Here is a 23,356-nt window from a genome sequence, read left to right on the forward strand (position 1 = left end):
ATGCTAAAGGTGCGGCTGTACTATTTTCCTGCCGGCTTGGCATAGCCCTTGGCTTGCATGCAGCTATCCATGGCTGCGCGATCGGGGCGACCGTTGCTGTCCTCGCCGGCATTTTCCGCACATTCCTTGCGTGCAGCGTCGAGTTCGGCATCACCACTACTGGCTCCCTCCGGGCCGCCACGGTTCGGACCGCGACCTTCGGGCTTGGCAAAACCTTTGTCTAGCATGCAGCTATCCATGGCTGCGCGATCGGGGCGGCCGTTACTGTCCTTGCCGGCACTTTCTGCACACTCTTTGCGTGCTGCATCGAGTTCGGCATTACCGCTACTGCCCGGAGGCGGGGCTGCCAGGACGGGGGTCGCCAGGACCAGAAGCATTGCGGTGATGATCAGTTTGGCGTGTTTCATGCGGAATCCTCAATCAGTGGTGGACAGGGCTGGATCAGGACTCAGTCTAGGTTTTGCCAAGGTAAACCCGGGTTAGGCTGTGGTAAATAAACGTAAAGTTGCTGCTGCTTCGGCATGCAGCGTGGCCGCTTTGGCTATCGCCAGGCAGTGTCCAAACGCCTGCGTGTCTTGCAAGAATGCGTCTGCAACCGGGTTGCTTCGGCGCAACAGATTGCGCCAAAGGCGATGCGTTACACGCTTTCAGTCGGGTGAAGACCAAGCGCGAGCTGTTTAGCTGCTTATAATGAGCAACCAGCGCAGTGAGCCAGCCTCGCCGGGCCGGCAGCCAGAGCGCCGGCGGTTAGGCAGTACAGCCTGCATGCTTTTTCGCTGCTTGATTGCAGCGCTGGCCGTCCCACCGTAATGACTTTAGAGAGCAACTGATGGATGCACTGCTGATACTGGCCGGATTGCTACTTTTTCTCAGCGCTTTTGTCTGGCTGGTGATGCGTGCCTTCGATACCAGCCTGTTGTGGGGCTGGGGCAGCCTGATTCCACCGATAACCCTGTTGTTTATCTTCCGCAAATGGTCGAAGGCGCGCACGCCGGTGATTCTCGGCGGGCTGGCGTTGGGGACGATGATTGTTGGCCTTGCGCAGATGGCCGCCAGCAGTCCCGAGCGGGTTTCCGATATCTTCAGCCTGCGCTGGATGCACGCAGAGCCGGCTGGCGGCAATCCGCAGATCCGTCTGGCCGGAGAATTGAATGGTCAGTCGTTCAATCCGCAAACTGCCGAATTGATTGACGGCGTACTGACCTTGCGCGAGGGCCAGGATTTTTACGCGCGGCGTGAATTGACTATCCGCCTGCCTGCGCAGCCAGCTGGCGCACTGAAGCTGGACGTCCTGCCGCAGGACCGGCAGCGGGTGCCTGTCATCGAGTTGAACTGGTTGTTGCCCGAGCAGGATCTCCCCGAAGCCAGACGCATTACCCGTGGTTACAGCCTGCGCCTGAATCTGCAGCCGGTGGCCCCGAACAAGCTGGCCGGCGAGTTTCATCTGGTGTTGCCCGCGCGCTTCAAAACCTCCCTGAGCGGTGAACTGGAGCTGTATACCGACCGCTTGCGCTATCGGGACGGCAAACTGGATACCGGCTACGACTCCCGGGAAACCCTGGGCCGGGTTATCGAGGACTATCTGCAGCGACGCTTCCGGTCGACCAATGTCGTAATGGGCGAACTGCCGCCAATCCGCTTCCCCAGCAAGAAACTGGCTCTGGAGGTCGCTACGCAGGTCAATGGGCAAAAGGTCCAGCTGCCCCTGGAGCTTGAAAAAGATGACTGGCATGGCTGGCGGGTAGCCAATGACCGTTATCCGGCGTTACCCAGGGCGCAGAAAGTTGCCGAGCCCGCCAGGCTGGAACAGCCGGATGCACCGGAACAGGCTGAACCGCGCAATATGCTCGACCGCCGGGTGCGTTTTTCCCTCCAGCGCCTTCTGCTCAACCCGGATAACTACCAGCACCTGATGATGCGGGTGGAGACGGACGGCGGCGTCACTGCACAAGGGCGCTTTGCCGGCATCAGCAAAGAAGGTGACCTGATCATTCGTAGCCAGATCAGTGGCGCCGGCGAAGCCACCTTCAACCTGCATGCGGCTGAAGTGGTGAATATCGAGTTGCTCGAGCCCTGAGCTGCCGATAACCGGCCGGCTACTTGAAATTACCGGCATAGCCCCCATCTGCTTAGCATCCGCCGCTGTTGCGGCTTTTACCTGCAGATGGAGTTAACTGACGATGAGTGTGGAAACTCAAAAAGAAACCCTGGGCTTCCAGACCGAGGTAAAGCAGCTGCTGCACCTCATGATCCATTCGATGTATTCGAACAAGGAAATCTTCCTTCGCGAACTGATTTCCAACGCCTCGGATGCCGCCGACAAGCTGCGCTACGAAGCGCTGGCCAAGCCCGAGCTGCTCGAAGGTGGCGCCGAACTGAAGATTCGCCTGTCCTTCGACAAGGATGCGAAAACGGTCACGCTCGAAGATAACGGTATCGGCATGAACCGCGCCGAGGTCATCGCGCATCTGGGCACCATTGCCAAGTCCGGCACTGCCGACTTCATGAAGCACCTGAGCGGTGACCAGAAGAAGGATTCGCACCTGATCGGCCAGTTCGGCGTGGGCTTCTATTCGGCTTTCATCGTGGCCGACAAGGTCGACGTGTTCAGCCGCCGTGCCGGCGACGCCGCCAGCGAAGGCGTGCACTGGTCGAGCAAGGGCGAGGGTGATTTCGAGGTGGCCAACGTCGAAAAGGCCGAGCGCGGTACGCGTATCGTTCTGCACCTGAAAGCCGGCGAGGAAGAGTTCGCCGATGGCTGGCGTCTGCGCAACATCGTCAAGAAATACTCCGACCACATCGCCTTGCCGATCGAACTGCCGAAGGAATTCCACGGTGAGGAAAAAGACCGGCCGGCCGAACCCGAGTGGGAAACCGTCAACCGCGCCAGTGCGCTGTGGACGCGGCCGCGCAGCGAGGTCAAGGATGAGGAGTATCAGGAGTTCTACAAGCATGTCGCCCATGACTTCGAGAACCCGCTGAGCTGGAGCCACAACAAGGTCGAGGGCAAGCTGGAGTACACCTCGCTGCTCTATGTGCCGGGCAAGGCACCGTTCGATCTGTACCAGCGTGAAGCGCCCAAGGGCCTGAAGCTCTATGTGCAGCGCGTATTCATCATGGATCAGGCCGACGAATTCCTGCCGCTGTACCTGCGCTTCATCAAGGGCGTGGTCGATTCCAATGACCTGTCGCTGAACGTCTCCCGCGAAATCCTGCAGAAGGACCCGGTGATCGACTCGATGAAGTCGGCACTGACCAAGCGTGTACTGGACATGCTGGAGAAACTGGCCAAGGACAAGCCGGAAGACTACCAGGCGTTCTGGAAATCCTTTGGCCAGGTGCTCAAGGAAGGCCCGGCGGAAGACTTCGCCAACAAGGAAAAGATTGCCGGTCTGTTGCGTTTTGCTTCGACTGCCGACGACTCCGGCGAACAGTCCGTCAGCCTGGCCGAGTATGTGGGGCGCATGAAGGAAGGTCAGGACAAGGTCTACTTCCTCACCGGCGAATCCCATGCCCAGGTCAAGAGCAGTCCGCACCTGGAAGTGTTCCGCAAGAAAGGCATCGAGGTGTTGCTGCTCACCGACCGCATCGACGAGTGGCTGATGAGCTACCTGACCGACTTCGACGGCAAGCAGTTCGTCGATGTGGCGCGGGGTGATCTGGATCTGGGCAAGCTCGATTCGGAAGAGGACAAGAAGGCCCAGGAAGCAGTGGCCAAGGACAAGGAAGGCTTGATCGAACGCCTCAAGGGTGCGCTGGGCGCGCAGGTCGCCGAGGTGCGGGTATCCCATCGGCTGACCGATTCGCCGGCGATTCTGGCCATTGGCGAGCAGGATCTTGGCTTGCAGATGCGGCAGATCCTCGAAGCCAGCGGACAGAAAGTGCCGGAGTCCAAGCCGATCTTCGAGTTCAATCCGTCCCATCCGCTGATCGAGAAACTCGATGCAGAGCCGGACGAGGAGCGTTTCGTCGATCTCTCGCACATTCTGTTCGATCAGGCCGCGCTGGCTGCCGGCGACAGCCTGAAGGATCCGGCCACTTACGTCCGGCGTCTGAACAAGCTGCTGGTCGAACTGTCTGTCTGAGGTCTGAGCGCGTGCAACAAAGACAAGGGCCCGTTTGCGGGCCCTTGTTCATTCTGCTGTTTATTGCATATCTCAGGCTGCACGGTTGCCGGGGAGATGCTCCTTGATGTAATCACCGACAGTCCTGGCCGCATGCCGGGCCTCTATGACTATGTCGGCTACATGCAGGTCGAATTTGACCCAAGGTAACAAATTCGCAGGTATTTCCTGCGAGAGTTTGGTTTCTATCAGCCACAGCATGTGCGCATGGGTCTCATGGTCATACCTGGGGTGATCGTCTGTGCCGAGCAGTTCCAGTGCGGCTTGGCGTGCTTCCTGCCAGAACTGGTGAACCGTCTCGTCATTCAGGCCGGCACTGCTCGCCAGAATGTGGAGTTCTTTGGGTGCGTACATTGTTTGGTCCTCGCCAAATTGAGTCTGTTCAAGACTGACTACTGCAAATTAATCAGTCGTACTGGTCAGATTGACTGGCTTGACTCGCCGGGTTGCCTGCAGCGCTGAGGTGAAGCGCTTATCGTCGGATCAGTAACACCAGCTTGCGCTGCGGACCTGAAACACTGCTCTGCAGCGCCGGGCCGACAGAATGGAGGTCGGGGTAAGTCATTGCCAGATCAGTTCAAACGGATGCTTGTGGATAATCGGTTGGGTGCCATTTCACCTGCCTTCAGCCGCTATAGCAGTGCAGCTGTCGATGAATGAGCCTGCTAACAGTGGACCCGTTGAATCCTGCAAGATTCACTGCCGGGCTAGACCGATTGGGAATGGCTAAAGCTGCTTTAGCACTAACTCAAATCAGCCAGATACCGACTTGCCATTTATAATGGGCGCCCATTCCGCAAAACAGCCGATCATGTTGCCAGCCGAAATTGAAAGCTTCCTGCTCTGTCCGACACCGCAAGCCTGGATCGAGCAAGCCCTGCAGCAACAGGATGTGTTGCTGATCGATCATGCCAATTGCGAGAAAAAGGCCGCCGCAACCGCGCTGAACCTGATGTTCCGCTACATCGAGCGGCCGGACCTGCAGCACAAGCTGTCGCGTCTGGCGCGCGAGGAATTGCGGCATTTCGAGCAGGTTGCGGCAATCATGAAGAAGCGCGGCATTCCTTACCGGCCGGTGAGTGCATCACTCTATGCCGGGCGTTTGCGTGCCCATGTACGCAGCAGCGAGCCGGGCAAGCTGATCGATACGCTGGTGGTGGGCGCTTATATCGAGGCGCGCTCCTGTGAGCGCTTTTACCGCCTGGCGCCGTATCTGGATGAGGAGCTGGCCAAGTTCTACCGCTCGTTGCTCAAGTCCGAGTCACGGCATTACCAGGACTATCTGGCCATGGCCGAGAAATTTTCCGGTGTGGATATTGCCGACCGGGTGGCGTTTTTTGCGCAAGTAGAACGCGAGGCGATTCTCACGCCGGACAGCGAATTTCGTTTTCACAGCGGTGCAGCAGCCTGACCCCGCCAGCTTTTGACCGGTAGTTTTCTACCGGCTGTCAGGCGCTGATCGGGAAGGGCGCCTGCACAAAGTCGTTGCCATCCACCTGCAGGGCCCAGCCCTGCTTGTCCCAGTCGCCGAGGACAATCCGCCGCGCCGGTTTGCCCGCCACTTGCAGTTCGTGTACCGCAGGGCGGTGGGTGTGGCCGTGGATCAGCGTCTGCACGCCGTACTTGTGCATGATCCGCGGGATTTCTTCCGGGGTGACATCGATGATGTCGGCGGCCTTCATTGCGGTTCTTTCCAGGCTCTCGTTGCGCAGCTTGCGCGCCAGAGCCTGACGCTTGGACAGCGGCATGATGTGCCGCAGGATAAACAATCCCAGCGGGCTGCGGATGCGTGCGCGTTTGCGCAGGTACTGCACGTCACGGGTACACAGGGTGTCGCCGTGCATCAGCAATACCGTTTCGCCGCCCAGTTGCACCAGGCTCGGGTCCGGCAGGAAGGTGCAGCCGGCCTTGCGGCAGAAGTCCTTGCCGATCATGAAATCGCGGTTGCCGTGCATCAGGTAGATCCGCGTACCACTGTCGGCCAGCTGGCGCAGGGCGCTGGCTATGCCGTCGTGGTAGGGCGTCATGCCGTCGTCACCGATCCACACTTCAAAGAAGTCGCCGAGGATGTACAGCGCTTCGGCACCGCGGGCGCGGTTGTGCAGGAAGTCGAAAAACGTCCGGGTCACATCCGGACGTTCCTCTTGCAGATGCAGATCGGATATCAGCAGTACAGTCATCGGCTTACTCGACGATCTCGGCCTTTTCGATGATCACGTCTTCCTGCGGCACGTCCTGATGGCCGCCACGGGAGCCGGTGGCCACGCCCTTGATCTTTTCCACCACATCCATGCCGTCAGTCACCTGACCGAACACGGCATAACCCCAGCCCTGCGGAGTTGGCGAGCTGTGATCGAGGAAATCATTGTCCTTGACGTTGATGAAGAACTGCGCGGTTGCCGAGTGCGGATCATTGGTGCGCGCCATGGCAACGGTGCCGATCTTGTTGGAAAGTTCTTTCTTGGCTTCGTTCTTGATCGGCGTGCCAACTTCTTTCTGCTGCATGCCAGGTTTGAAACCGCCGCCCTGGATCATGAAGTTGCTGATCACCCGGTGGAAGATGGTGCCGTCGTAGTGACCCTCCTTCACGTATTTCTTGAAGTTGGCAGCCGTTTGCGGAGCCTGTTCTTCAAACAGTTCGAGGGTAATCACGCCGTGGTTGGTATGTAGTTTGATCATGAATTAATCGCTCCTGGATGACTGAAAGTGTCCGTATGGCCGGCTGATCGAGGAAAATGGTCATGAATCAGCTATGCCAGCTGCTTTGCGACTGACAGGGCTTGGACGGGTTCGCTATCATAAGCGCTTTGTTTTGGCCGGCCTACCCTGAGCCGGCTGTCATCCAAGCCTAAGGTCATCATGAGCACGCCTGAAACGCCCGTTGTTGCAAACTTCCTCCGTCCGATCGTGCAGTCCGATCTGGACAGCGGCAAACACTCGAAAATCGTCACGCGCTTCCCGCCAGAGCCCAATGGCTATCTGCATATCGGCCATGCCAAGGCGATCTGCCTGAACTTCGGTCTGGCCAAAGAGTTCGGTGGCGAATGCAACCTGCGCTTCGATGACACCAATCCGGCCAAGGAAGACCAGGAGTACATCGACGCGATCAAGGCCGATGTGCAATGGCTGGGCTTCCAGTGGGCCGGGCAGGAGCGCTATGCCTCCAGCTATTTCGAGCAGCTGCACGACTGGGCGGTGTTCCTGATCAAGGCCGGTGATGCCTATGTCTGCGACCTGTCGCCGGAGCAGGCGCGCGAGTACCGCGGCAATCTGACCGAGCCCGGCCGCAACAGCCCGGGGCGTGAGCGCGGTATCGAGGAGAATCTCGAGCTGTTTGCGCGGATGAAGGCTGGCGAATTTGCCGACGGAGCCATGTCCCTGCGCGCCAGAATCGACATGGCTGCGCCGAACATGAACCTGCGCGACCCGGTGCTCTACCGTATTCGCCATGCCCATCACCACCAGACCGGAGATAAATGGTGCATTTACCCCAGCTATGACTTCACCCACGGCCAGTCAGACGCCATCGAGGGCATCACCCATTCGATCTGCACCCTGGAGTTCGAGGATCACCGGCCGTTGTACGAATGGTTCCTCGCCAGGTTGCCGGTGCCGGCACAGCCGCGCCAGTACGAATTTGCCCGGCTCAACCTGAACTACACGGTGACCAGCAAGCGCAAGCTCAAGCAGCTGGTTGACGAGAAGCACGTGGCGGGTTGGGATGATCCGCGCATGTCAACGCTGGTGGGTTTCCGTCGTCGCGGTTACACCCCGGGTTCGATCCGCAATTTCTGCGACATGATCGGCGTCAACCGTGCCGGTGGTGTAGTGGATATCGGCATGCTCGAATTCAGCATCCGTGAAGACCTCGATGCCAGCGCACCGCGGGCCATGTGCGTACTGCAGCCACTCAAGGTGGTGATTACCAACTATCCGCAAGGGCAGGTGGAAAACCTCGAACTGCCGCGTCACCCGAAGGAAGACATGGGTGTGCGGGTGTTGCCGTTTTCCCGCGAGATCTATATCGATGCCGGCGATTACGAAGAAAACCCGCCCAAGGGTTACAAGCGCCTGGAGCCGGGCAGTGAAGTACGCCTGCGCGGCAGTTACGTGATCCGTGCCGACGAGGCGATCAAGGATGCCGCAGGCAAGGTGATCGAATTGCGCTGTTCCTACGATCCGCTGACCCTGGGCAAGAATCCTGAAGGGCGCAAGGTCAAGGGGGTGATTCACTGGGTGCCGGCGGCTGAAAGCGTCGAGTGCGAAGTGCGCCTCTACGATCGCCTGTTCCGTTCGGCAAGTCCGGAAAAAGCCGACGAGGAAGGTGGCAGCTTCCTGGATAACATCAATCCGCAGTCGCTGGTGGTACTCAAGGGTTGCCGCGCCGAACCGTCGCTGGCACTGGCGCAGCCGGAAGAGCGCTTTCAGTTCGAGCGCGAGGGTTACTTCTGTGCCGACCTGAAGGACAGCCAGCCCGGAGCGCCGGTCTTCAACCGCACCGTGACACTGCGGGACTCCTGGGGGCAGTAATGACGCTTTCGATCTACAGCACGCTGAGCAAGGCCAAGGACGTATTCAAGCCGCTGGTGGGTAACCAGGTACGCATGTATGTGTGCGGCATGACCGTCTACGACTACTGCCATATCGGCCATGCGCGGGTAATGGTGGCGTTCGACGTGATTTCGCGCTGGTTGCGCAAGAGTGGTTACGACCTGACCTATGTGCGCAACATCACCGACATCGACGACAAGATCATTCGTCGTGCCCGGGAAAACGGCGAACCGTTCGAGGCGCTGACCCAGCGCATGATCAGCGCCATGCATGATGACGAAGCGCGCCTGAACGTGTTGCGTCCGGATCTTGAGCCGCGTGCCACAGAGCATGTGCCAGGCATGCACACGATGATCCAGACCCTGATGGACAAGGGCTACGCCTACGCACCGGGCAATGGCGACGTGTATTACCGGGTCGGCAAGTTTGCCGGCTACGGCAAGCTGTCGCGCAAGAAGATCGAGGACCTGCAGTCGGGCGCGCGTATCGAGGTCGATGAAGCCAAGGACGATCCGCTGGACTTCGTGCTGTGGAAAGGTGTCAAACCGGGCGAGCCGAGCTGGCAGTCACCCTGGGGTGCAGGCCGGCCGGGCTGGCACATCGAGTGTTCGGTGATGTCCAACTGCTGTCTGGGCGAGACGTTCGATATTCATGGTGGTGGCCCCGACCTGGTGTTCCCGCACCACGAAAACGAGATCGCCCAGAGTGAAGCGGCCAACGGCAAGCCCTATGCGCTGACCTGGATGCACGCCGGAGCGGTGCGGGTGGATGGCGAGAAGATGTCCAAGTCACTGGGCAACTTCTTCACCATCCGCGAGGTGCTGGAAAAGTACCATCCGGAAGTGGTGCGCTATCTGCTGGTATCCAGCCATTACCGCAGCCCGATCAACTATTCGGAAGACAGCCTGAAGGAAGCCCGCGGTGCACTGGAGCGCTTTTACCACGCCCTTAAAGGTCTGCCGCCCGTAGCGCCGGCCGGTGGTGAAGCCTTTGTCGAGCGCTTCAATGCCGCCATGGATGATGATTTCAATACACCCGAAGCCTGTGCCGTGCTGTTCGAGATGGCCCGCGAGAGCAACCGTTTGCGTGAACTCGACGCGCCGGCAGCAGCCGGGCTGGCGGCGCGGCTGAAGAGCCTGGCCGAAGTGCTGGGGGTGCTGCAGCTTGAGCCGGATGACTTTCTGCAGGCCGGTGCCCGGGAGCGGGTGGATGCGGATGCTGTGGAAGCACTGATAGCTGCCCGCCTGCAGGCGCGGGCAGACAAGGACTGGGCCGAGTCTGACCGCATCCGCGATCAGCTGACGGCCATGGGCATAGTGCTGGAAGATGGCAAGGGCGGTACCAGCTGGCGGCTGGCGCAATAAAATCTGCTTTGCCTGTGCGCTGTCACTGCAGTTTGAGCTGACTGGTTGCCGGCAGGCGGGCTGTCAGCAGGGTGCAGATAGTCGCCAGGAAGGCGCACAGGCAAATGACCGTAGCCATGGGTTGCGCTGTGCCGTTATGCAGCAGCCCGACCAGCGCCGAAGCTGAGGCCGCCAGCGTGAACTGGATAAAGCCGAGCATCGCCGAAGCACTGCCGGCCTGGTTTCCGTGCCCGGCCATGGCGCACGCGGAGGCATTGGGCAGCAGACAGCCAAGGCTGGCAATGATCACGAACAAGGGCAGCAGCAAACACCATAACGCGTCGGGCTGCAGCCAGCTCACAGCCAGCAGGCAGACTGCGCCGAGCAGAAATACCCAGATCAGGTGCTGCAACCAGTACCCCGGACCATGCCGGCCGAGCAGTCGGGCATTGACCTGGGCGAACAGAATGAAGCCTGCGGCATTCATGCCGAACAGCCAGCCATAGTGCTGTGTCGGTACTTTGTACAGCTCGATAAAGACAAACGGCGAACCGGCGATGTAGGAGAACATGCCGGCCATTACCAGTCCGCCGGTCAGCGCGTGGCCTACAAACTGGCGATCCTTGAGTAGTGCCAGATATTTGCCCGGTGCCTGCCGTAAGGAATGAGGTGGTGTTTCCTGCGTCAGGGTTTCCGGTAGCCACAGGGCTATGGCCAGTGCGCAGGCTGCGCTGAACAGGGTCAGGCAGAGAAAGATCGATTGCCAGCCAAACTCTGCCAGCAGCAGGCCGCCGAGCAGGGGAGCCAGAATCGGCGCAACACCCATCACCAGCATCAATTGCGAGAAGACCTTTGCCGAAGCCAGCGGATCGCAAAGGTCGCGCACCACGGCGCGGGAAATCACCATTCCTGCGCAGCCGCCCAGTGCCTGCAGGAAGCGTGCGGCAATCAGCCATTCCAGACTACCGGCCAGGGTGCAAATTGCCGAAGCAAGGCTGAACAGCAGTACGCCAAACAGCAGTGGCTTGCGCCGGCCAAAGCGGTCTGCCAGTGGGCCGTAGATCAACTGGCCGCCGGCCAGTCCGATAAAGTAGGCGGACAGTGTCAGCTGGACATGTTCGATGTCGGTGGCAAATGCCAGCGCCAGCGTCGGAAAAGCGGGCAGGTAAAAGTCGATTGCCAGCGGACCGAAAGCGCTAAGGGCTCCGAGCAACAGCACTATGCGCAGATTCATGGGTTCCTTGCCGGTCAGATGGCCGGATGATTTGGCGCAGTCCGGTGGTGTGCCCGGAAATTGGTTGCCAGGGTGCGCTGTCTGCCCGGAACAGGCTTGATGCAACAAAGCTGAAGCCGGATGGGGTCAGGCGTGCAGGTTCTCTGCTGCGTACAGGGTGTTTTCCAGCAGGCAGGCGCGGGTCATCGGGCCGACACCGCCCGGTACTGGCGTAATCCAGCCGGCACGGGGCAGTGCTTCGGCGTAGCCCACATCGCCGATCAGCTTGCCGTCACCCTGACGGTTGATGCCGACGTCGATCACGATGGCTCCAGGCTTGATCCATTCCCCTTTCACCAGGCCGGGCTTGCCGACTGCGACCACCACGATGTCGGCCTGTGCCACCAGGTTTGCCAGGTCCCTGGTAAAACGGTGAGTGACGGTAACCGTGCTGCCCGCCAGTAATAGCTCCATTGCCATCGGACGTCCGACGATATTGGAGGCGCCGACTATCACCGCATGCTGGCCGTGCAGGTCAACACCGGTGGACTCCAGCAGGGTCATGATGCCCTTGGGCGTGCACGGGCGCAGCAGCGGCATGCGCTGGGCCAGGCGGCCTATGTTGAACGGATGAAAGCCGTCCACATCCTTGTCCGGTCGGATACGCTCGAGCAACCCGGACGCCTGCAGGTGCGAGGGCAGGGGCAGTTGCAGCAGAATGCCGTCAATCGCGGGATCGTCATTCAGCTGGTCGATCAGCTGTTCAAGCTCGATCTGCCGGGTCTGCGCTGGCAGGTCATAGGCTTTTGACAGAATGCCGACCTCCTCGCAATCCTTGCGCTTGTGTGCAACATAGACCTGCGAGGCAGGGTCGGTACCAACCAGAATCACTGCCAGGCCGGGTGTGCGTAGCCCTTTGTCGTTGCGCTCGGCGACACGTTGGGCTATCTGCAGGCGCAGTTGGGCAGCAATTGCCTTGCCATCGATCAGTTGTGCAGTCATCGCGATTTACAAACCATCATCAGCTATATAGAAAGTCGCTTATTCTGGCATGCAGGGCCCGTTGGACAAAAGCACTCACGCATCTGTTTCATCCAAGCCCTTTATCTGTCTGATTTTTTTATATTTGTCGTTGACTTGGGTTGAAGCGCCTCTGTAAGATTCGCCCGCTTGTCGAGCACAGCGTCAGCTGGGTGCGAAGGCACTGCGAACCGGTTGGTTCTGCTGCAGCCAAGGCTTGGATCGGCATCGTTGATGCAGATTGATAAGCGCCCGTAGCTCAGCTGGATAGAGCACCCGCCTTCTAAGCGGGTGGTCGCAGGTTCGAGTCCTGCCGGGCGCGCCATCTGGCGGTTCTGGTACAAGTGGTTGATATGGTGGGCGTAGCTCAGTTGGTAGAGCACAGGATTGTGGCTCCTGGTGTCGAGGGTTCGATCCCCTTCGTCCACCCCATATTTCGGAAACGCCAGGCTCAGGTCTGGCGTTTTTGTTCCAAGCGTTGCCGCGGACGTGGTGGAATTGGTAGACACACTGGATTTAGGTTCCAGCGCCGCAAGGTGTGAGAGTTCGAGTCTCTCCGTCCGCACCATCTGTTTATCTCTTCTGTTCATGCAGACTTATCCTGCCGAGTGACTTCTGTCATTTGAGCTACTAGAATGCATGCCCTTGATTCTGGGGCCGGTTCAACGGCCATGTCTGTGCAACGAGGAATATCCATGCAAGTTTCTGTCGAAAACACCTCAGCCCTTGAGCGCCGTATGACCATTGGCGTGCCTGTCGAGCGTATCGAGAGCGAAATCAACAAGCGTCTGCAACAGACTGCCCGCCGTGCCAAGGTTCCGGGGTTTCGTCCCGGCAAGGTACCGATGAGCGTGATCCGCCAGCGTTACGAGAGCTCGGCTCGCCAGGAAGCACTGGGTGATTTGATTCAGGCCACCTTTTATGAAGCCGTGATGCAGGAGAAGCTCAATCCGGCAGGCTCGCCAGCGGTAGAGCCGAAAGTCTTCGAAAAGGGCAAGGATCTCGAGTACGTTGCCACCTTCGAAGTGTTCCCCGAGTTCAAGGTTGCCGATTTCGACAGCATCGAGGTTGAGCGCCTGCAGGCAGAAGTTTCGGATGCAGACCTCGACAACATGCTGGAAATCCTGCGCAAGCAGAATACCCGTTTCGAAGCCGTAGACCGTGCGGCCGAAAATGGCGATCAGCTGAACATCGATTTTGTCGGCAAGATTGATGGCGAAGCCTTTGCCGGTGGTTCGGCCAAGGGCACCCTGCTGGTGCTGGGTTCCGGCCGGATGATTCCTGGCTTTGAAGATGCGCTGGTTGGTGCAACCAAGGGCGAGGAGCGGGTTATCAACCCGGTTTTCCCGGCGGATTACCAGAACCTCGATCTGGCAGGCAAGACCGCAGAGTTCACCGTCACTGTGAACAGCGTCGAAGCACCAACCCTGCCCGAGCTGAATGAGGAGTTCTTTGCCTTGTTCGGTGTCAAGGAAGGCGGTCTGGAGGATTTCCGTGCCGAAGTGCGCAAGAACATGCAGCGCGAACTGGGTCAGGCCATCAAGTCCAAGATCAAGAACCAGGTTATGGACGGTCTGCTGACCTCCAACCCGATCGAAGTGCCCAAGTCTCTGGTAACCAGCGAAATTGGTCGTTTGCGTGTGCAGGCGGTCCAGCAGTTCGGTGGCAACATCAATCCTGACCAGCTGCCTGCCGAGTTGTTTGAAGAACAAGCCAAACGCCGCGTGGTACTGGGTCTGGTGGTCGCCGAAGTGGTCAAGCAAAACGAGCTCAAGCCCGATGATGCCCGTGTTCGGAGCATGATCGAGGAGATGGCTTCGGCCTATCAGGAGCCTGAGCAGGTGGTGGCCTGGTACTACAAGAATGACCAGCAAATGAACGAGGTTCGTTCGGTTGTGCTGGAAGAACAAGTTGTAGATACTGTTCTGCAGAAGGCCAAAGTGACTGACAAGACCGTCTCCTACGAGGAAGCGATCAAGCCTGCCGAGGCACCCAAGGCAGAGTGATCGTCCTCCGGACAGGAAGTACAACATAAGCCAGCGCATTGCTGGCTTATGTGTCTATAAGGCATGACTAATTTGACTTGGGAGCGATTGCTGGAGATGTCTCGTACTTCTTTGATGCAACAAACGACTGAAATCCAGGCTGCTGGCGGCCTGGTTCCAATGGTTGTCGAACAGTCTGCCCGCGGTGAGCGTGCATACGATATCTACTCGCGCCTGCTCAAGGAGCGGGTGATCTTTCTGGTTGGTCCGGTTGAGGATTACATGGCCAACCTGGTGGTTGCCCAGTTGCTGTTCCTTGAGGCGGAGAACCCGGACAAGGATATTCACCTCTACATCAACTCCCCCGGTGGTTCGGTTACTGCAGGCATGTCGATCTATGACACCATGCAATTCATCAAGCCGGATGTTTCCACCATCTGTGTTGGTCAGGCTTGCAGCATGGGTGCTTTGCTGCTGGTCGGCGGGGCTGCCGGCAAACGTTACTGTCTGCCGCATTCGCGCATGATGATCCATCAGCCATTGGGCGGATTTCAGGGCCAGGCATCGGATTTCGAGATCCATGCCAAGGAAATCCTGACCATTCGTGACCGGCTGAACCGCATCATGGCGCAACATACCGGCCAGCCAATGGACGTTATTGCCCGCGATACTGACCGCGATAATTTCATGAGCGGCGATGAGGCTGTGGCTTATGGTCTTATCGACAAAGTCATCAGTAAGCGTGAAATGGCAGGCTGAAGAACTGTGCCTGAAGTGTGACCACTGGCTACGCGGTCACGTTTCCGGCTTGAAAATAGCTGCATTTGGCTCCATCTTGTGATGAGCGCATATCGGATTGGATTGAACGAATGACTGACATCCGCAACGGCGAAGATACTGGCAAGCTTTTGTATTGCTCCTTCTGTGGCAAGAGCCAGCATGAAGTGCGCAAGCTGATTGCCGGGCCTTCCGTATTTATTTGCGACGAGTGTGTCGATCTTTGCAACGACATCATCCGCGAGGAAGTGCAGGAAGCACAGGCAGAAAGCAGCGCGACCAAGTTGCCTGCGCCGAAAGAAATCAGCGGCATTCTTGATCAGTATGTAATCGGCCAGGAACGCGCCAAGAAGGTGCTTGCCGTGGCTGTTTACAACCACTACAAGCGACTGAATCAACGCGACAAGAAAGATGATGTCGAGTTGGGCAAGAGCAATATCCTGCTCATCGGTCCTACGGGCTCAGGCAAGACCCTGCTGGCTGAAACCCTTGCCCGTCTGTTGAATGTGCCATTTACCATCGCCGATGCGACGACCCTGACCGAAGCCGGCTACGTTGGCGAGGACGTCGAGAACATCATCCAGAAGTTGCTGCAGAAGTGCGATTACGATGTGGAAAAGGCCCAGATGGGCATTGTCTACATCGACGAAATCGACAAGATTTCGCGCAAGTCGGACAACCCGTCGATCACCCGCGATGTATCCGGTGAGGGTGTGCAGCAGGCGCTGCTCAAGCTGATTGAGGGTACGGTTGCATCAGTGCCACCCCAGGGCGGCCGCAAACATCCGCAGCAGGAGTTCCTGCAGGTTGATACGCGCAATATCCTGTTCATTTGCGGCGGTGCGTTTTCCGGTCTGGAAAAGGTCATTCATGGCCGTTCCACCAAGGGCGGCATAGGTTTCAGTGCTGAAGTACGCAGTCAGGATCTGGGCAAGAAGGTTGGGGAAACCTTGCGTGATATCGAGCCGGATGATCTGGTCAAGTTTGGCCTGATTCCGGAATTCGTCGGACGTCTTCCGGTTATCGCAACACTGGATGAGCTGGATGAAGCTGCATTGATGCAGATTCTGATCGAACCCAAGAACGCCTTGACCAAGCAGTACGCCCGCTTGTTCGAGATGGAAGGGGTTGGTCTGGAGTTTCGTGCGGATGCGTTGAAGGCGATTGCCCACAAGGCGCTGGAACGCAAGACCGGTGCGCGTGGTTTGCGTTCGATTCTCGAGGGAGTTTTGCTGGATACCATGTACGAAATTCCTTCCCAGGAAGAGGTGAGCAAGGTCGTGGTGGACGAGAATGTGATTCTCGGTACCTCGAAACCCTTGTTGATCTACGAGAACCCGGAAAAGCCGGCCAAGGCATCGCCTGAAGCTTGATGTAACAAAGGGGCCTGACGGCCCCTTTGCTTTTCCGGAGTTACAGCTTGTTTTTTGCTTGCCTGAACCCCATCTTGAAAACAGCACTTATTTGCAAATTCTGAATTTGGCTAGCAAGCCATCGTGGGGTTGAATCATGAAAACAATCGTTGAACTGCCGCTGCTTCCATTGCGTGACGTGGTGGTTTTCCCGCACATGGTCATTCCCCTGTTCGTTGGACGAGAAAAGTCCATAGAGGCCCTTGAGGCCGCCATGAAAGGGGATAAGCAGATACTCCTGGTAGCGCAGAAGAACTCGGCGGATGACGATCCGGCTGAGGATGCGCTGTACCGCATGGGTACCGTAGCGACCGTACTGCAGATGCTCAAACTGCCCGATGGCACGGTCAAGGTGCTGGTCGAGGGTGAGCAGCGCGGGATCATCCAGCGCTTTACCGAGGTGGACGGACATTGTCGGGCTGAAATCGAATTGATCGAGGAGCAGGATTCTGCTGCCCGGGATTCCGAAGTGTTTAACCGCACTTTGATGAGCCAGTTCGAACAATACGTCCAGCTGAGCAAGAAAGTACCCGCCGAGGTACTGGCTTCGCTTTCCGGCATTGATGAGCCTTCACGGCTGGTCGATACCATGGCGGCGCATATGGTGCTGAAGATCGAGCAGAAGCAGGCGGTGCTGGAGATCGTCGAGCTTGCGCCCAGGGTCGAGCACGTACTGGCCTTGCTGGATGCCGAGCTGGATCTGCTACAGGTGGAGAAGCGCATCCGTGGCCGGGTCAAGAAGCAGATGGAAAAGAGCCAGCGCGAGTACTACCTGAATGAGCAGATGAAGGCGATTCAGAAAGAGCTGGGTGATATAGAGGAAGGTCACAATGAACTGGATGACCTGAAGAAGCGCATCGACAATGCGGGCCTGAGCAAGGAAGCCCTGGCCAAGGCCACTGTCGAGCTCAACAAGCTCAAGCAGATGTCGCCGATGTCGGCTGAAGCTACCGTGGTCCGTTCGTACATCGACTGGCTGGTCAATGTACCGTGGACGGCAGCGAGCAAGGTGCGTCTGGATCTGAGCAAGGCAGAAGAAATCCTTGATGCCGACCACTACGGTCTGGAAGAGGTCAAGGATCGTATTCTGGAGTTTCTCGCCGTGCAAAAGCGGGTGAAGAAGCTCAAGGGTCCGGTGCTCTGTCTGGTTGGTCCGCCCGGTGTCGGCAAGACCTCACTGGCTGAGTCGATTGCCAGGGCCACCAATCGCAAATTTGTACGCATGGCGTTGGGCGGTGTCAGGGACGAGGCGGAAATTCGCGGTCACCGGCGTACCTATATCGGCTCGATGCCGGGTCGCCTGATCCAGAAAATGACCAAGGTCGGCGTGCGCAATCCGTTGTTCCTGCTCGACGAGATCGACAAGATGGGCAATGACATGCGCGGCGACCCCGCATCGGCATTGCTCGAGGTGCTCGATCCGGAGCAGAACCACAATTTCAATGATCACTACCTGGAGGTTGATTACGACCTCTCGGATGTGATGTTTCTCTGTACAGCCAACTCGATGGACATCCCTGCACCGTTGCTGGACCGGATGGAGATAATTCGCCTGCCGGGCTACACGGAAGACGAGAAGGTCAATATCGCCATCAATTACCTGGTTCCCAAGCAGGTCCAGTCCAATGGCGTGAAGAAAGGCGAACTGGCGTTTGATGAGGCAGCTATCCGCGACATCATCCGTTATTACACTCGCGAAGCGGGTGTGCGTGGTCTGGAGCGGCAGATTGCCAAGGTCTGCCGCAAGGCCGTCAAGGAAAATACCCGGGAGAAGCGTTTCCAGGTACAGGTGACCAGTGACTTGCTCGAGCATTATCTGGGTGTACGCAAGTTCCGCTATGGTCTTGCCGGACTGCAGGATCAGGTCGGTCAGGTGACCGGGCTGGCGTGGACGCAGGTGGGCGGGGAGTTGCTCACCATCGAATCTGCCGTGGTGCCAGGCAAGGGGCAGTTGATCAAGACCGGCTCGCTGGGCGATGTGATGCTTGAGTCGATTACCGCGGCACAGACGGTCGTCCGCAGCAGGGCGAAAAGCCTCGGCATCGCGCCTGATTTCCATGAGAAGCAGGATATCCATATCCACATGCCCGAAGGTGCGACACCCAAGGACGGGCCGAGTGCCGGTGTTGGCATGTGTACGGCGATTGTCTCGGCCCTGACCCAGATTCCAGTGCGCGCCGATGTGGCAATGACCGGTGAAATTACGTTGCGCGGTCAGGTTCTGGCGATCGGCGGACTGAAGGAGAAACTGCTGGCCGCGCATCGGGGCGGAATCAAGACGGTTATCATTCCGGAGGAGAATGTGCGCGATTTGAAGGAGATTCCTGAAAATATTAAGCAGGACCTGCAGATTAAGGCGGTCAAATGGATTGACGAAGTCCTGCAAATTGCGTTGCAATACATGCCGGAGCCTTTGTCCGTATCTGTTGCTGAAATACCGGCAAAAGATGAGAAGCGTGAGTCAGACGCCAAGGACAGAATCAGCACCCATTAGAGAGTGTGTCATCCTTGACACAATTTTGGTCTGCTTGCTATAAAACGGCACTAGTCGGCTAAGGGCCACTCTCACCGGATTCTCGCTTTACCACCAACACTAAGAATACAACTGAAAAATAAGGGGACTTAGAGTGAACAAGTCGGAACTGATTGATGCAATTGCCGCCTCTGCCGATATTCCAAAAGCTGCCGCTGGCCGCGCTTTGGATGCAGTTATCGAATCCGTAACTGGTGCTCTCAAGGCTGGTGATTCGGTAGTGCTGGTTGGCTTTGGTACTTTCTCTGTGAAAGATCGCGCCGCACGTACTGGTCGTAATCCCCAAACTGGTAAGGCTATCAGCATTGCTGCTGCCAAGATTCCAGGCTTCAAAGCTGGCAAGGCACTGAAAGACGCTGTTAACTAAGCTTCTTTTGATAATTGCCGATCAGTCCGGAGTTGCTTCGGGCTGATTGTGGAGCGGTAGCAAAACCGGTGATCCCGGTGTTACACAACAAGGTTTATCGACCTGTACGTTCCGCAAGTCACGAGAAGGCGCATCCCCGGATGCGCCTTTCTTCTTTCTGACACTACCCATGCTGCACGGCTGTTGAATGCATACAGCCATTTCTGGGGGAAGCATGCTGCAAAATATCAGGGATAACTCCCAAGGCTGGATTGCCAAAACCATCATCGGTCTGATGGTGGTCTTGATGGCACTCTTCGGCGTAGACCAAATTTTTCAATCGACCAGCAATGCACAGGATGCTGCCGAGGTAAATGGCGAAGCCATCAGTCTGAATGAGCTGGCCAAAGCCGAGGATCTGCAGCGTCGTCGTTTGCAACAACAGTTGGGCAGTAACTTCGATGAGTCGCTCATCGACGAAAAGCTGCTGCGTGATGCTGCCCTGAAGGGGCTGATCGAGCGCCAGTTGCTGCTACAGGGTACCGCTTCCGCCGATTTTGCACTTTCCGATGCAGCGCTTGATCAGGTGATGCTGCAGGAACCGCAATTCCAGATTGATGGCAAGTTCAACCCTGACCGCTTTGACATGGTCATCCGCCAGATGGGTTACAGCCGTCCGCAATTCAGGCAAATGCTGCGTGAAGAGATGCTGATCGTGCAGCTGCGCGCCGGTCTGGGCGGCAGCAGTTTTGTCACCGATGCTGAAATCAACAATTTTGCCCGGCTGGAGAAGCAGCGCCGGGATTTCGCCACACTTACCCTGAAAGCCACGACACAGGGTATTGATGTGACGGAAGCCGATATCCAGGCTTTTTACGATGAACATGCTGCCGAGTTTCTCAGCCCCGAGCAGGTTCAGCTTGAATATGTCGAGCTGAAAAAGGATGGCTTCTTCGATCAGGTTGAAGTGACCGCTGACGAATTGCAGAGCCAGTACCAGAAGGAAATTGCCGGTCTGGCCGAGCAGCGCCAGGCAGCGCATATCCTGATTGAAGTAAATGACCAGGTCAGCGATGAGCAGGCCAAACAGAAGCTGGTTGAGCTTCAGCAGCGACTGGCTGCAGGTGAAGACTTTGCCGTACTGGCCAAGGAGTTCTCGGCAGATCCGGGTTCCGCCGGCAATGGCGGTGATCTGGGCTATGCCGGTCCGGGTGTGTATGACCCGGCGTTCGAACAGGCGCTCTACGCGCTCAAGCAGAATGAGATTTCTGCGCCGGTGCGCAGTGCCTATGGCTGGCATCTGATCAAGCTGCTGGGAGTGCAGGGGGCTGACGTACCGCCCTTTGACAGCCTCAAGGAAAAGCTGACCAAGGACCTCAAGACCGAAAAGGTCGAGCAGCGTTTTGTCGAGGCCAGCAAGGAGCTGGAAAACTCCTCATTCGAGTCTGCCGATCTGGTTCAGCCGGCACAGGAGCAGGGGCTGGAAATCAAGCTCAGCGAAGTGTTTGGCCGCGAAGGCGGTAAAGAAGGTCTTGCTGCCAATCGTCAGGTACTGCAGGCAGCCTTCAGCGAAGACTTGCTGGAAAATGCCGCAAACAGCCAGTTGATCGAGCTGGATCCGGATACCGTTGTAGTGGTGCGGGTCAAGACGCATGACAAGCCCGAGCAGTTGCCTCTGGCAACCGTCTCTTCGGCTATCCGTGAAGAACTGCTGATGCAGCGGGCTGCCAAGGCGGCCAGAGAGAAGGGCGAACAGCTGCTGGCGGCCTTGCGCGACGGCAAGACACTGGCGGACGAGAAGCTGGCTGATCAAACCTGGACCGTTGTCGAGGCTGCAGCGCGAAATCAGGAAGGCGTGGCTCCCGAGGTACTGCAGGAGTTGTTCCGCATGCCCAGACCCGGGGCGTCAGGCAAACCGAGTTACGATGGCATAGCCACGCGCAACGGTGACTACATCCTGATTCGACTCAATGGCGTCAATGAGCCGCAGAATGACCTGAGCAACGAAGAGAAGGCGGAATACCGCAAGTTCCTTTCTTCCCGCCAGGGCGAGCTGGATTTTGCTGCTTATCGCCGGCAGTTGCAGGATAAGGCCGATATCGAGCGCTTCTGAAGGCTCACCGGCCAGCGGGCGGCAGACACATTGCCGCTCCGCTGAAACAAAAACGCCCCGAACTGTCGGGGCGTTTTTGTTTGCAGGGCAGTCGCATCTAGTTGTGTAAACCCAGTACGTTGTTCAGTGAAAGTGGTGCGCGACTGATGGGCGGATGGTAACCGAGGCTGGCGTGCGGCCGGTGCCAATTATATTGATGTAGCCAGGGCATCAGGTGCTGTGCGCGTTGCGCTGAACTTTCGTAGCTACGGGCATAGGCCCACTCGCGCAGACTGGTCTGGATGAAGCGCTCAGCCTTGCCGTTGGTCCTTGGCGTATAAGGCTTGGTGCGCAGATGGCGTAACCCCAATCGCTTGACCAGACGGCGGAACTTGCGTGAGCCATAGCAGCTGCCGTTGTCGGTCATGATGCGGGTGAAGCGAATACCCAGCGCGCGATAGTAGCGCAGCGCTCGGAGCAAGGCTTGGCAAGCACTGGGTCCCCGTTCATCGGGGTGCAGACTGCTGAAAGCGATGCGGCTGGCATCATCGATGGCGACATGGACGTACTCCCAGCCCGCGCCGTTGGAGTTCTGCTGGCGATCGCCCGTGGCCCTATGGCCTGGTCGCCAGAAACGCCCCAGTTTCTTGATATCCAGATGCAGTAGATCACCGGGGATCGGATACTCGTAGCGCACTACCGGTGGCGCGGGCTCCAGTTCCGCCAGACGATGAAAGCCGGCTTGTCGCAGGCGGCGTGCAATGGTGCTGACGGCCACGGCCACTTCCCCGGCGATCTGGCGGTAGGTTTTGCGTGCACGGCGTAGCTCAATCGCGCGCGCTATCAGCGTATCGGCGGTTGCATGCGGGCAGTGCCGAGGTCGTGACGAGCGGTCTTGTAGACCGGTCTCGCCTTCCTCGCGAAAGCGCTTGAGCCATTTGTAGGCGGTTCGCACGCTCACCCCGGCAGCCTGAGCGGCTTCCTCGACTCTCAAACCATGTTGAATGCGCTGAACCAAAAGGGCTCGACCGCGGGGAGTAAGACGGGCATGTTTATGCAAGTTCATTCGGGGCTCCTGGAAGGCATGGTGGGTCGCACTTCCAGAATTCCGGGAAAGCCCCGGATGAACAACCTACTGAGAGATCACATCTAGTCTTCGATGGCGCCCATGGCGGTGGTGTTGAAGCCGCCATCCACGTAGAGGATTTCGCCGCTGATGCCGGAAGCCAGATCGGAGCAAAGGAAGGCGCCAGCGTTGCCGACTTCTTCAATGGTTACATTGCGCCGCATCGGGGTCTGCTTCTCGTTCGCCGCCAGCATCTTGCGGAAGCTCTTGATGCCCGATGCTGCCAGTGTGCGGATCGGTCCGGCAGAGATGGCGTTCACCCGTGTGCCTTCAGGGCCGAGACTGCCTGCGAGATAGCGTACGCCGGCCTCAAGGCTGGCCTTGGCCATGCCCATGACATTGTAGTTGGGCATGGTGCGCACGGCGCCCAGATACGACAGGGTAAGGATGCTGCCATTGCGTCCCTGCATCAGCTCACGCCCTGCACGGGCCAGCGCGACCAGGCTGTAGGCGCTGATATCGTGGGCGATTTTGAAGCCTTCACGGGTGGTGACCGCAGTGAAGTCGCCATCCAGCTGATCACCCGGAGCAAAGCCCACCGAGTGCACAATCACATCCAGGCTGTCCCACTTCTTTGCCAGCGCGGCAAAGGCGCTGGCAATTTCATCGTCACTGGCCACATCACAGGGAAAGCACAGTTCGGGGCCCGAGCCCCAACCTGTAGCAAACTCCTCGACGCGCCCCTTGAGCTTTTCGTTCTGGTAGGTGAAGGCGAGTTCAGCGCCTTCACGGTGCATGGCTGCGGCAATACCCGAAGCAATTGAAAGTTTGCTGGCTACGCCAACGATCAGGACACGCTTTCCGGTGAGAAATCCCATTGTTATTTTTCCTCTT

General features: G+C 58.0%; 19 protein-coding genes and 3 tRNA genes. 14 read left to right on the forward strand and 8 right to left on the reverse strand.

Annotated features, from left to right (window positions below):
* Positions 1–20 precede the first annotated feature (20 nt).
* The gene (locus BLT89_RS06500) at positions 21–407 is read right to left on the reverse strand and encodes a hypothetical protein (protein WP_090193660.1); all 387 of its coding nucleotides are present in this window, start codon (positions 405–407) and stop codon (positions 21–23) included.
* A gap of 422 nt (positions 408–829) precedes the next feature.
* On the opposite strand from BLT89_RS06500, the gene BLT89_RS06505 reads away from it, so the two are divergent.
* Together BLT89_RS06505 and htpG are read left to right on the forward strand one after the other, a co-directional pair.
* Positions 830–2,077, forward strand: coding sequence for an MFS transporter (locus BLT89_RS06505; protein WP_090193661.1), 1,248 nt, complete (start codon positions 830–832; stop codon positions 2,075–2,077).
* Positions 2,078–2,180: 103 nt separating this feature from the next.
* Positions 2,181–4,085 carry a molecular chaperone HtpG gene (gene htpG / locus BLT89_RS06510; RefSeq protein ID WP_090193662.1) on the forward strand — a complete coding sequence of 635 codons (1,905 nt, stop codon included), beginning with the start codon at positions 2,181–2,183 and terminating at the stop codon, positions 4,083–4,085.
* A gap of 72 nt (positions 4,086–4,157) precedes the next feature.
* Here htpG and BLT89_RS06515 read toward each other — a convergent pair whose 3' ends face one another.
* Entirely contained in the window at positions 4,158–4,478 is a 321-nt protein-coding gene (locus BLT89_RS06515) for a hypothetical protein (protein WP_090193663.1), read from the reverse strand.
* Positions 4,479–4,935: 457 nt separating this feature from the next.
* Here BLT89_RS06515 and miaE point away from each other — a divergent pair, with 457 nt between their 5' ends.
* Entirely contained in the window at positions 4,936–5,535 is a 600-nt protein-coding gene (gene miaE / locus BLT89_RS06520) for a tRNA-(ms[2]io[6]A)-hydroxylase (RefSeq protein ID WP_197673542.1), read from the forward strand.
* A gap of 37 nt (positions 5,536–5,572) precedes the next feature.
* On the opposite strand, the gene lpxH is transcribed toward miaE, so the two are convergent.
* Entirely contained in the window at positions 5,573–6,304 is a 732-nt protein-coding gene (lpxH, locus tag BLT89_RS06525; RefSeq protein ID WP_090193665.1) for a UDP-2,3-diacylglucosamine diphosphatase, read from the reverse strand.
* Positions 6,305–6,308: 4 nt separating this feature from the next.
* A complete protein-coding gene (locus BLT89_RS06530; protein ID WP_090193666.1) occupies positions 6,309–6,803 on the reverse strand; it encodes a peptidylprolyl isomerase in 495 nt (164 codons plus the stop codon).
* A gap of 180 nt (positions 6,804–6,983) precedes the next feature.
* On the opposite strand from BLT89_RS06530, the gene BLT89_RS06535 reads away from it, so the two are divergent.
* Together BLT89_RS06535 and cysS are read left to right on the forward strand one after the other, a co-directional pair.
* A complete protein-coding gene (locus BLT89_RS06535; RefSeq protein ID WP_090193667.1) occupies positions 6,984–8,654 on the forward strand; it encodes a glutamine--tRNA ligase/YqeY domain fusion protein in 1,671 nt (556 codons plus the stop codon).
* The gene (gene cysS / locus BLT89_RS06540; RefSeq protein WP_090193668.1) at positions 8,654–10,039 is read left to right on the forward strand and encodes a cysteine--tRNA ligase; all 1,386 of its coding nucleotides are present in this window, start codon (positions 8,654–8,656) and stop codon (positions 10,037–10,039) included. The genes BLT89_RS06535 and cysS overlap by 1 nt, the downstream gene beginning before the upstream one ends.
* A gap of 22 nt (positions 10,040–10,061) precedes the next feature.
* Here the strand turns inward: cysS and BLT89_RS06545 are convergent, their stop codons facing one another.
* Together BLT89_RS06545 and folD are read right to left on the reverse strand one after the other, a co-directional pair.
* Positions 10,062–11,252, reverse strand: coding sequence for a Bcr/CflA family multidrug efflux MFS transporter (locus tag BLT89_RS06545; protein WP_090193669.1), 1,191 nt, complete (start codon positions 11,250–11,252; stop codon positions 10,062–10,064).
* A 126-nt stretch (positions 11,253–11,378) separates the two neighbouring features.
* Positions 11,379–12,233 (reverse strand): bifunctional methylenetetrahydrofolate dehydrogenase/methenyltetrahydrofolate cyclohydrolase FolD, encoded by an 855-nt coding sequence (gene folD / locus BLT89_RS06550; protein WP_090193670.1) that lies wholly within the window; start codon positions 12,231–12,233, stop codon positions 11,379–11,381.
* A 266-nt stretch (positions 12,234–12,499) separates the two neighbouring features.
* Between folD and BLT89_RS06555 the strand changes: the two genes are divergently transcribed.
* The 9 genes from BLT89_RS06555 to BLT89_RS06595 all read left to right on the forward strand — a co-directional run bounded on the left by BLT89_RS06555 (position 12,500) and on the right by BLT89_RS06595 (position 21,417).
* Positions 12,500–12,576: transfer RNA gene (locus tag BLT89_RS06555), tRNA-Arg, on the forward strand.
* Between the two features lie 31 nt (positions 12,577–12,607).
* Positions 12,608–12,683: transfer RNA gene (locus BLT89_RS06560), tRNA-His, on the forward strand.
* 51 nt (positions 12,684–12,734) lie between these two features.
* Positions 12,735–12,819, forward strand: a tRNA-Leu gene (locus BLT89_RS06565).
* A gap of 127 nt (positions 12,820–12,946) precedes the next feature.
* Positions 12,947–14,257, forward strand: a complete 1,311-nt coding sequence (gene tig, locus BLT89_RS06570) for a trigger factor (RefSeq protein WP_090193671.1) — start codon at positions 12,947–12,949, stop codon at positions 14,255–14,257.
* 96 nt (positions 14,258–14,353) lie between these two features.
* A complete protein-coding gene (gene clpP / locus BLT89_RS06575) occupies positions 14,354–14,995 on the forward strand; it encodes an ATP-dependent Clp endopeptidase proteolytic subunit ClpP (RefSeq protein WP_090193672.1) in 642 nt (213 codons plus the stop codon).
* A gap of 110 nt (positions 14,996–15,105) precedes the next feature.
* Positions 15,106–16,386: an ATP-dependent Clp protease ATP-binding subunit ClpX gene (gene clpX / locus BLT89_RS06580; protein ID WP_090193673.1), complete on the forward strand. Its 1,281-nt coding sequence runs from the start codon at positions 15,106–15,108 to the stop codon at positions 16,384–16,386.
* Between the two features lie 136 nt (positions 16,387–16,522).
* Positions 16,523–18,919 carry an endopeptidase La gene (gene lon / locus BLT89_RS06585; RefSeq protein ID WP_090193674.1) on the forward strand — a complete coding sequence of 799 codons (2,397 nt, stop codon included), beginning with the start codon at positions 16,523–16,525 and terminating at the stop codon, positions 18,917–18,919.
* Positions 18,920–19,052: 133 nt separating this feature from the next.
* Positions 19,053–19,325, forward strand: a complete 273-nt coding sequence (hupB, locus tag BLT89_RS06590) for a nucleoid-associated protein HU-beta (RefSeq protein ID WP_090193675.1) — start codon at positions 19,053–19,055, stop codon at positions 19,323–19,325.
* 214 nt (positions 19,326–19,539) lie between these two features.
* A complete protein-coding gene (locus tag BLT89_RS06595; protein ID WP_090193676.1) occupies positions 19,540–21,417 on the forward strand; it encodes a SurA N-terminal domain-containing protein in 1,878 nt (625 codons plus the stop codon).
* Positions 21,418–21,514: 97 nt separating this feature from the next.
* Here the strand turns inward: BLT89_RS06595 and BLT89_RS06600 are convergent, their stop codons facing one another.
* Together BLT89_RS06600 and fabI are read right to left on the reverse strand one after the other, a co-directional pair.
* Positions 21,515–22,462, reverse strand: coding sequence for an IS481 family transposase (locus BLT89_RS06600; protein WP_090193677.1), 948 nt, complete (start codon positions 22,460–22,462; stop codon positions 21,515–21,517).
* A gap of 83 nt (positions 22,463–22,545) precedes the next feature.
* On the reverse strand, positions 22,546–23,340 hold the full coding sequence (gene fabI / locus BLT89_RS06605; protein ID WP_090193678.1) for an enoyl-ACP reductase FabI: 795 nt from the start codon (positions 23,338–23,340) through the stop codon (positions 22,546–22,548).
* Positions 23,341–23,356: the final 16 nt, after the last annotated feature.

Source organism: Pseudomonas pohangensis (genome assembly GCF_900105995.1).
In the GTDB taxonomy this organism is placed as follows: domain Bacteria; phylum Pseudomonadota; class Gammaproteobacteria; order Pseudomonadales; family Pseudomonadaceae; genus Aquipseudomonas; species Aquipseudomonas pohangensis.

Bases quoted from the DNA above. Each gene is read 5' to 3' on its own strand.
- cysS (WP_090193668.1), top strand. From the start codon at position 8,654: ATGACGCTTTCGATCTACAGCACGCTGAGCAAGGCCAAGGACGTATTC.
- BLT89_RS06505 (WP_090193661.1), top strand. From the start codon at position 830: ATGGATGCACTGCTGATACTGGCCGGATTGCTACTTTTTCTCAGCGCT.
- folD (WP_090193670.1), bottom strand. From the start codon at position 12,233: ATGACTGCACAACTGATCGATGGCAAGGCAATTGCTGCCCAACTGCGC.
- tig (WP_090193671.1), top strand. From the start codon at position 12,947: ATGCAAGTTTCTGTCGAAAACACCTCAGCCCTTGAGCGCCGTATGACC.
- lon (WP_090193674.1), top strand. From the start codon at position 16,523: ATGAAAACAATCGTTGAACTGCCGCTGCTTCCATTGCGTGACGTGGTG.
- miaE (WP_197673542.1), top strand. From the start codon at position 4,936: ATGTTGCCAGCCGAAATTGAAAGCTTCCTGCTCTGTCCGACACCGCAA.
- BLT89_RS06530 (WP_090193666.1), bottom strand. From the start codon at position 6,803: ATGATCAAACTACATACCAACCACGGCGTGATTACCCTCGAACTGTTT.
- BLT89_RS06535 (WP_090193667.1), top strand. From the start codon at position 6,984: ATGAGCACGCCTGAAACGCCCGTTGTTGCAAACTTCCTCCGTCCGATC.
- BLT89_RS06545 (WP_090193669.1), bottom strand. From the start codon at position 11,252: ATGAATCTGCGCATAGTGCTGTTGCTCGGAGCCCTTAGCGCTTTCGGT.
- BLT89_RS06595 (WP_090193676.1), top strand. From the start codon at position 19,540: ATGCTGCAAAATATCAGGGATAACTCCCAAGGCTGGATTGCCAAAACC.
- BLT89_RS06500 (WP_090193660.1), bottom strand. From the start codon at position 407: ATGAAACACGCCAAACTGATCATCACCGCAATGCTTCTGGTCCTGGCG.
- lpxH (WP_090193665.1), bottom strand. From the start codon at position 6,304: ATGACTGTACTGCTGATATCCGATCTGCATCTGCAAGAGGAACGTCCG.
- fabI (WP_090193678.1), bottom strand. From the start codon at position 23,340: ATGGGATTTCTCACCGGAAAGCGTGTCCTGATCGTTGGCGTAGCCAGC.
- clpP (WP_090193672.1), top strand. From the start codon at position 14,354: ATGTCTCGTACTTCTTTGATGCAACAAACGACTGAAATCCAGGCTGCT.
- clpX (WP_090193673.1), top strand. From the start codon at position 15,106: ATGACTGACATCCGCAACGGCGAAGATACTGGCAAGCTTTTGTATTGC.
- htpG (WP_090193662.1), top strand. From the start codon at position 2,181: ATGAGTGTGGAAACTCAAAAAGAAACCCTGGGCTTCCAGACCGAGGTA.
- BLT89_RS06515 (WP_090193663.1), bottom strand. From the start codon at position 4,478: ATGTACGCACCCAAAGAACTCCACATTCTGGCGAGCAGTGCCGGCCTG.
- BLT89_RS06600 (WP_090193677.1), bottom strand. From the start codon at position 22,462: ATGAACTTGCATAAACATGCCCGTCTTACTCCCCGCGGTCGAGCCCTT.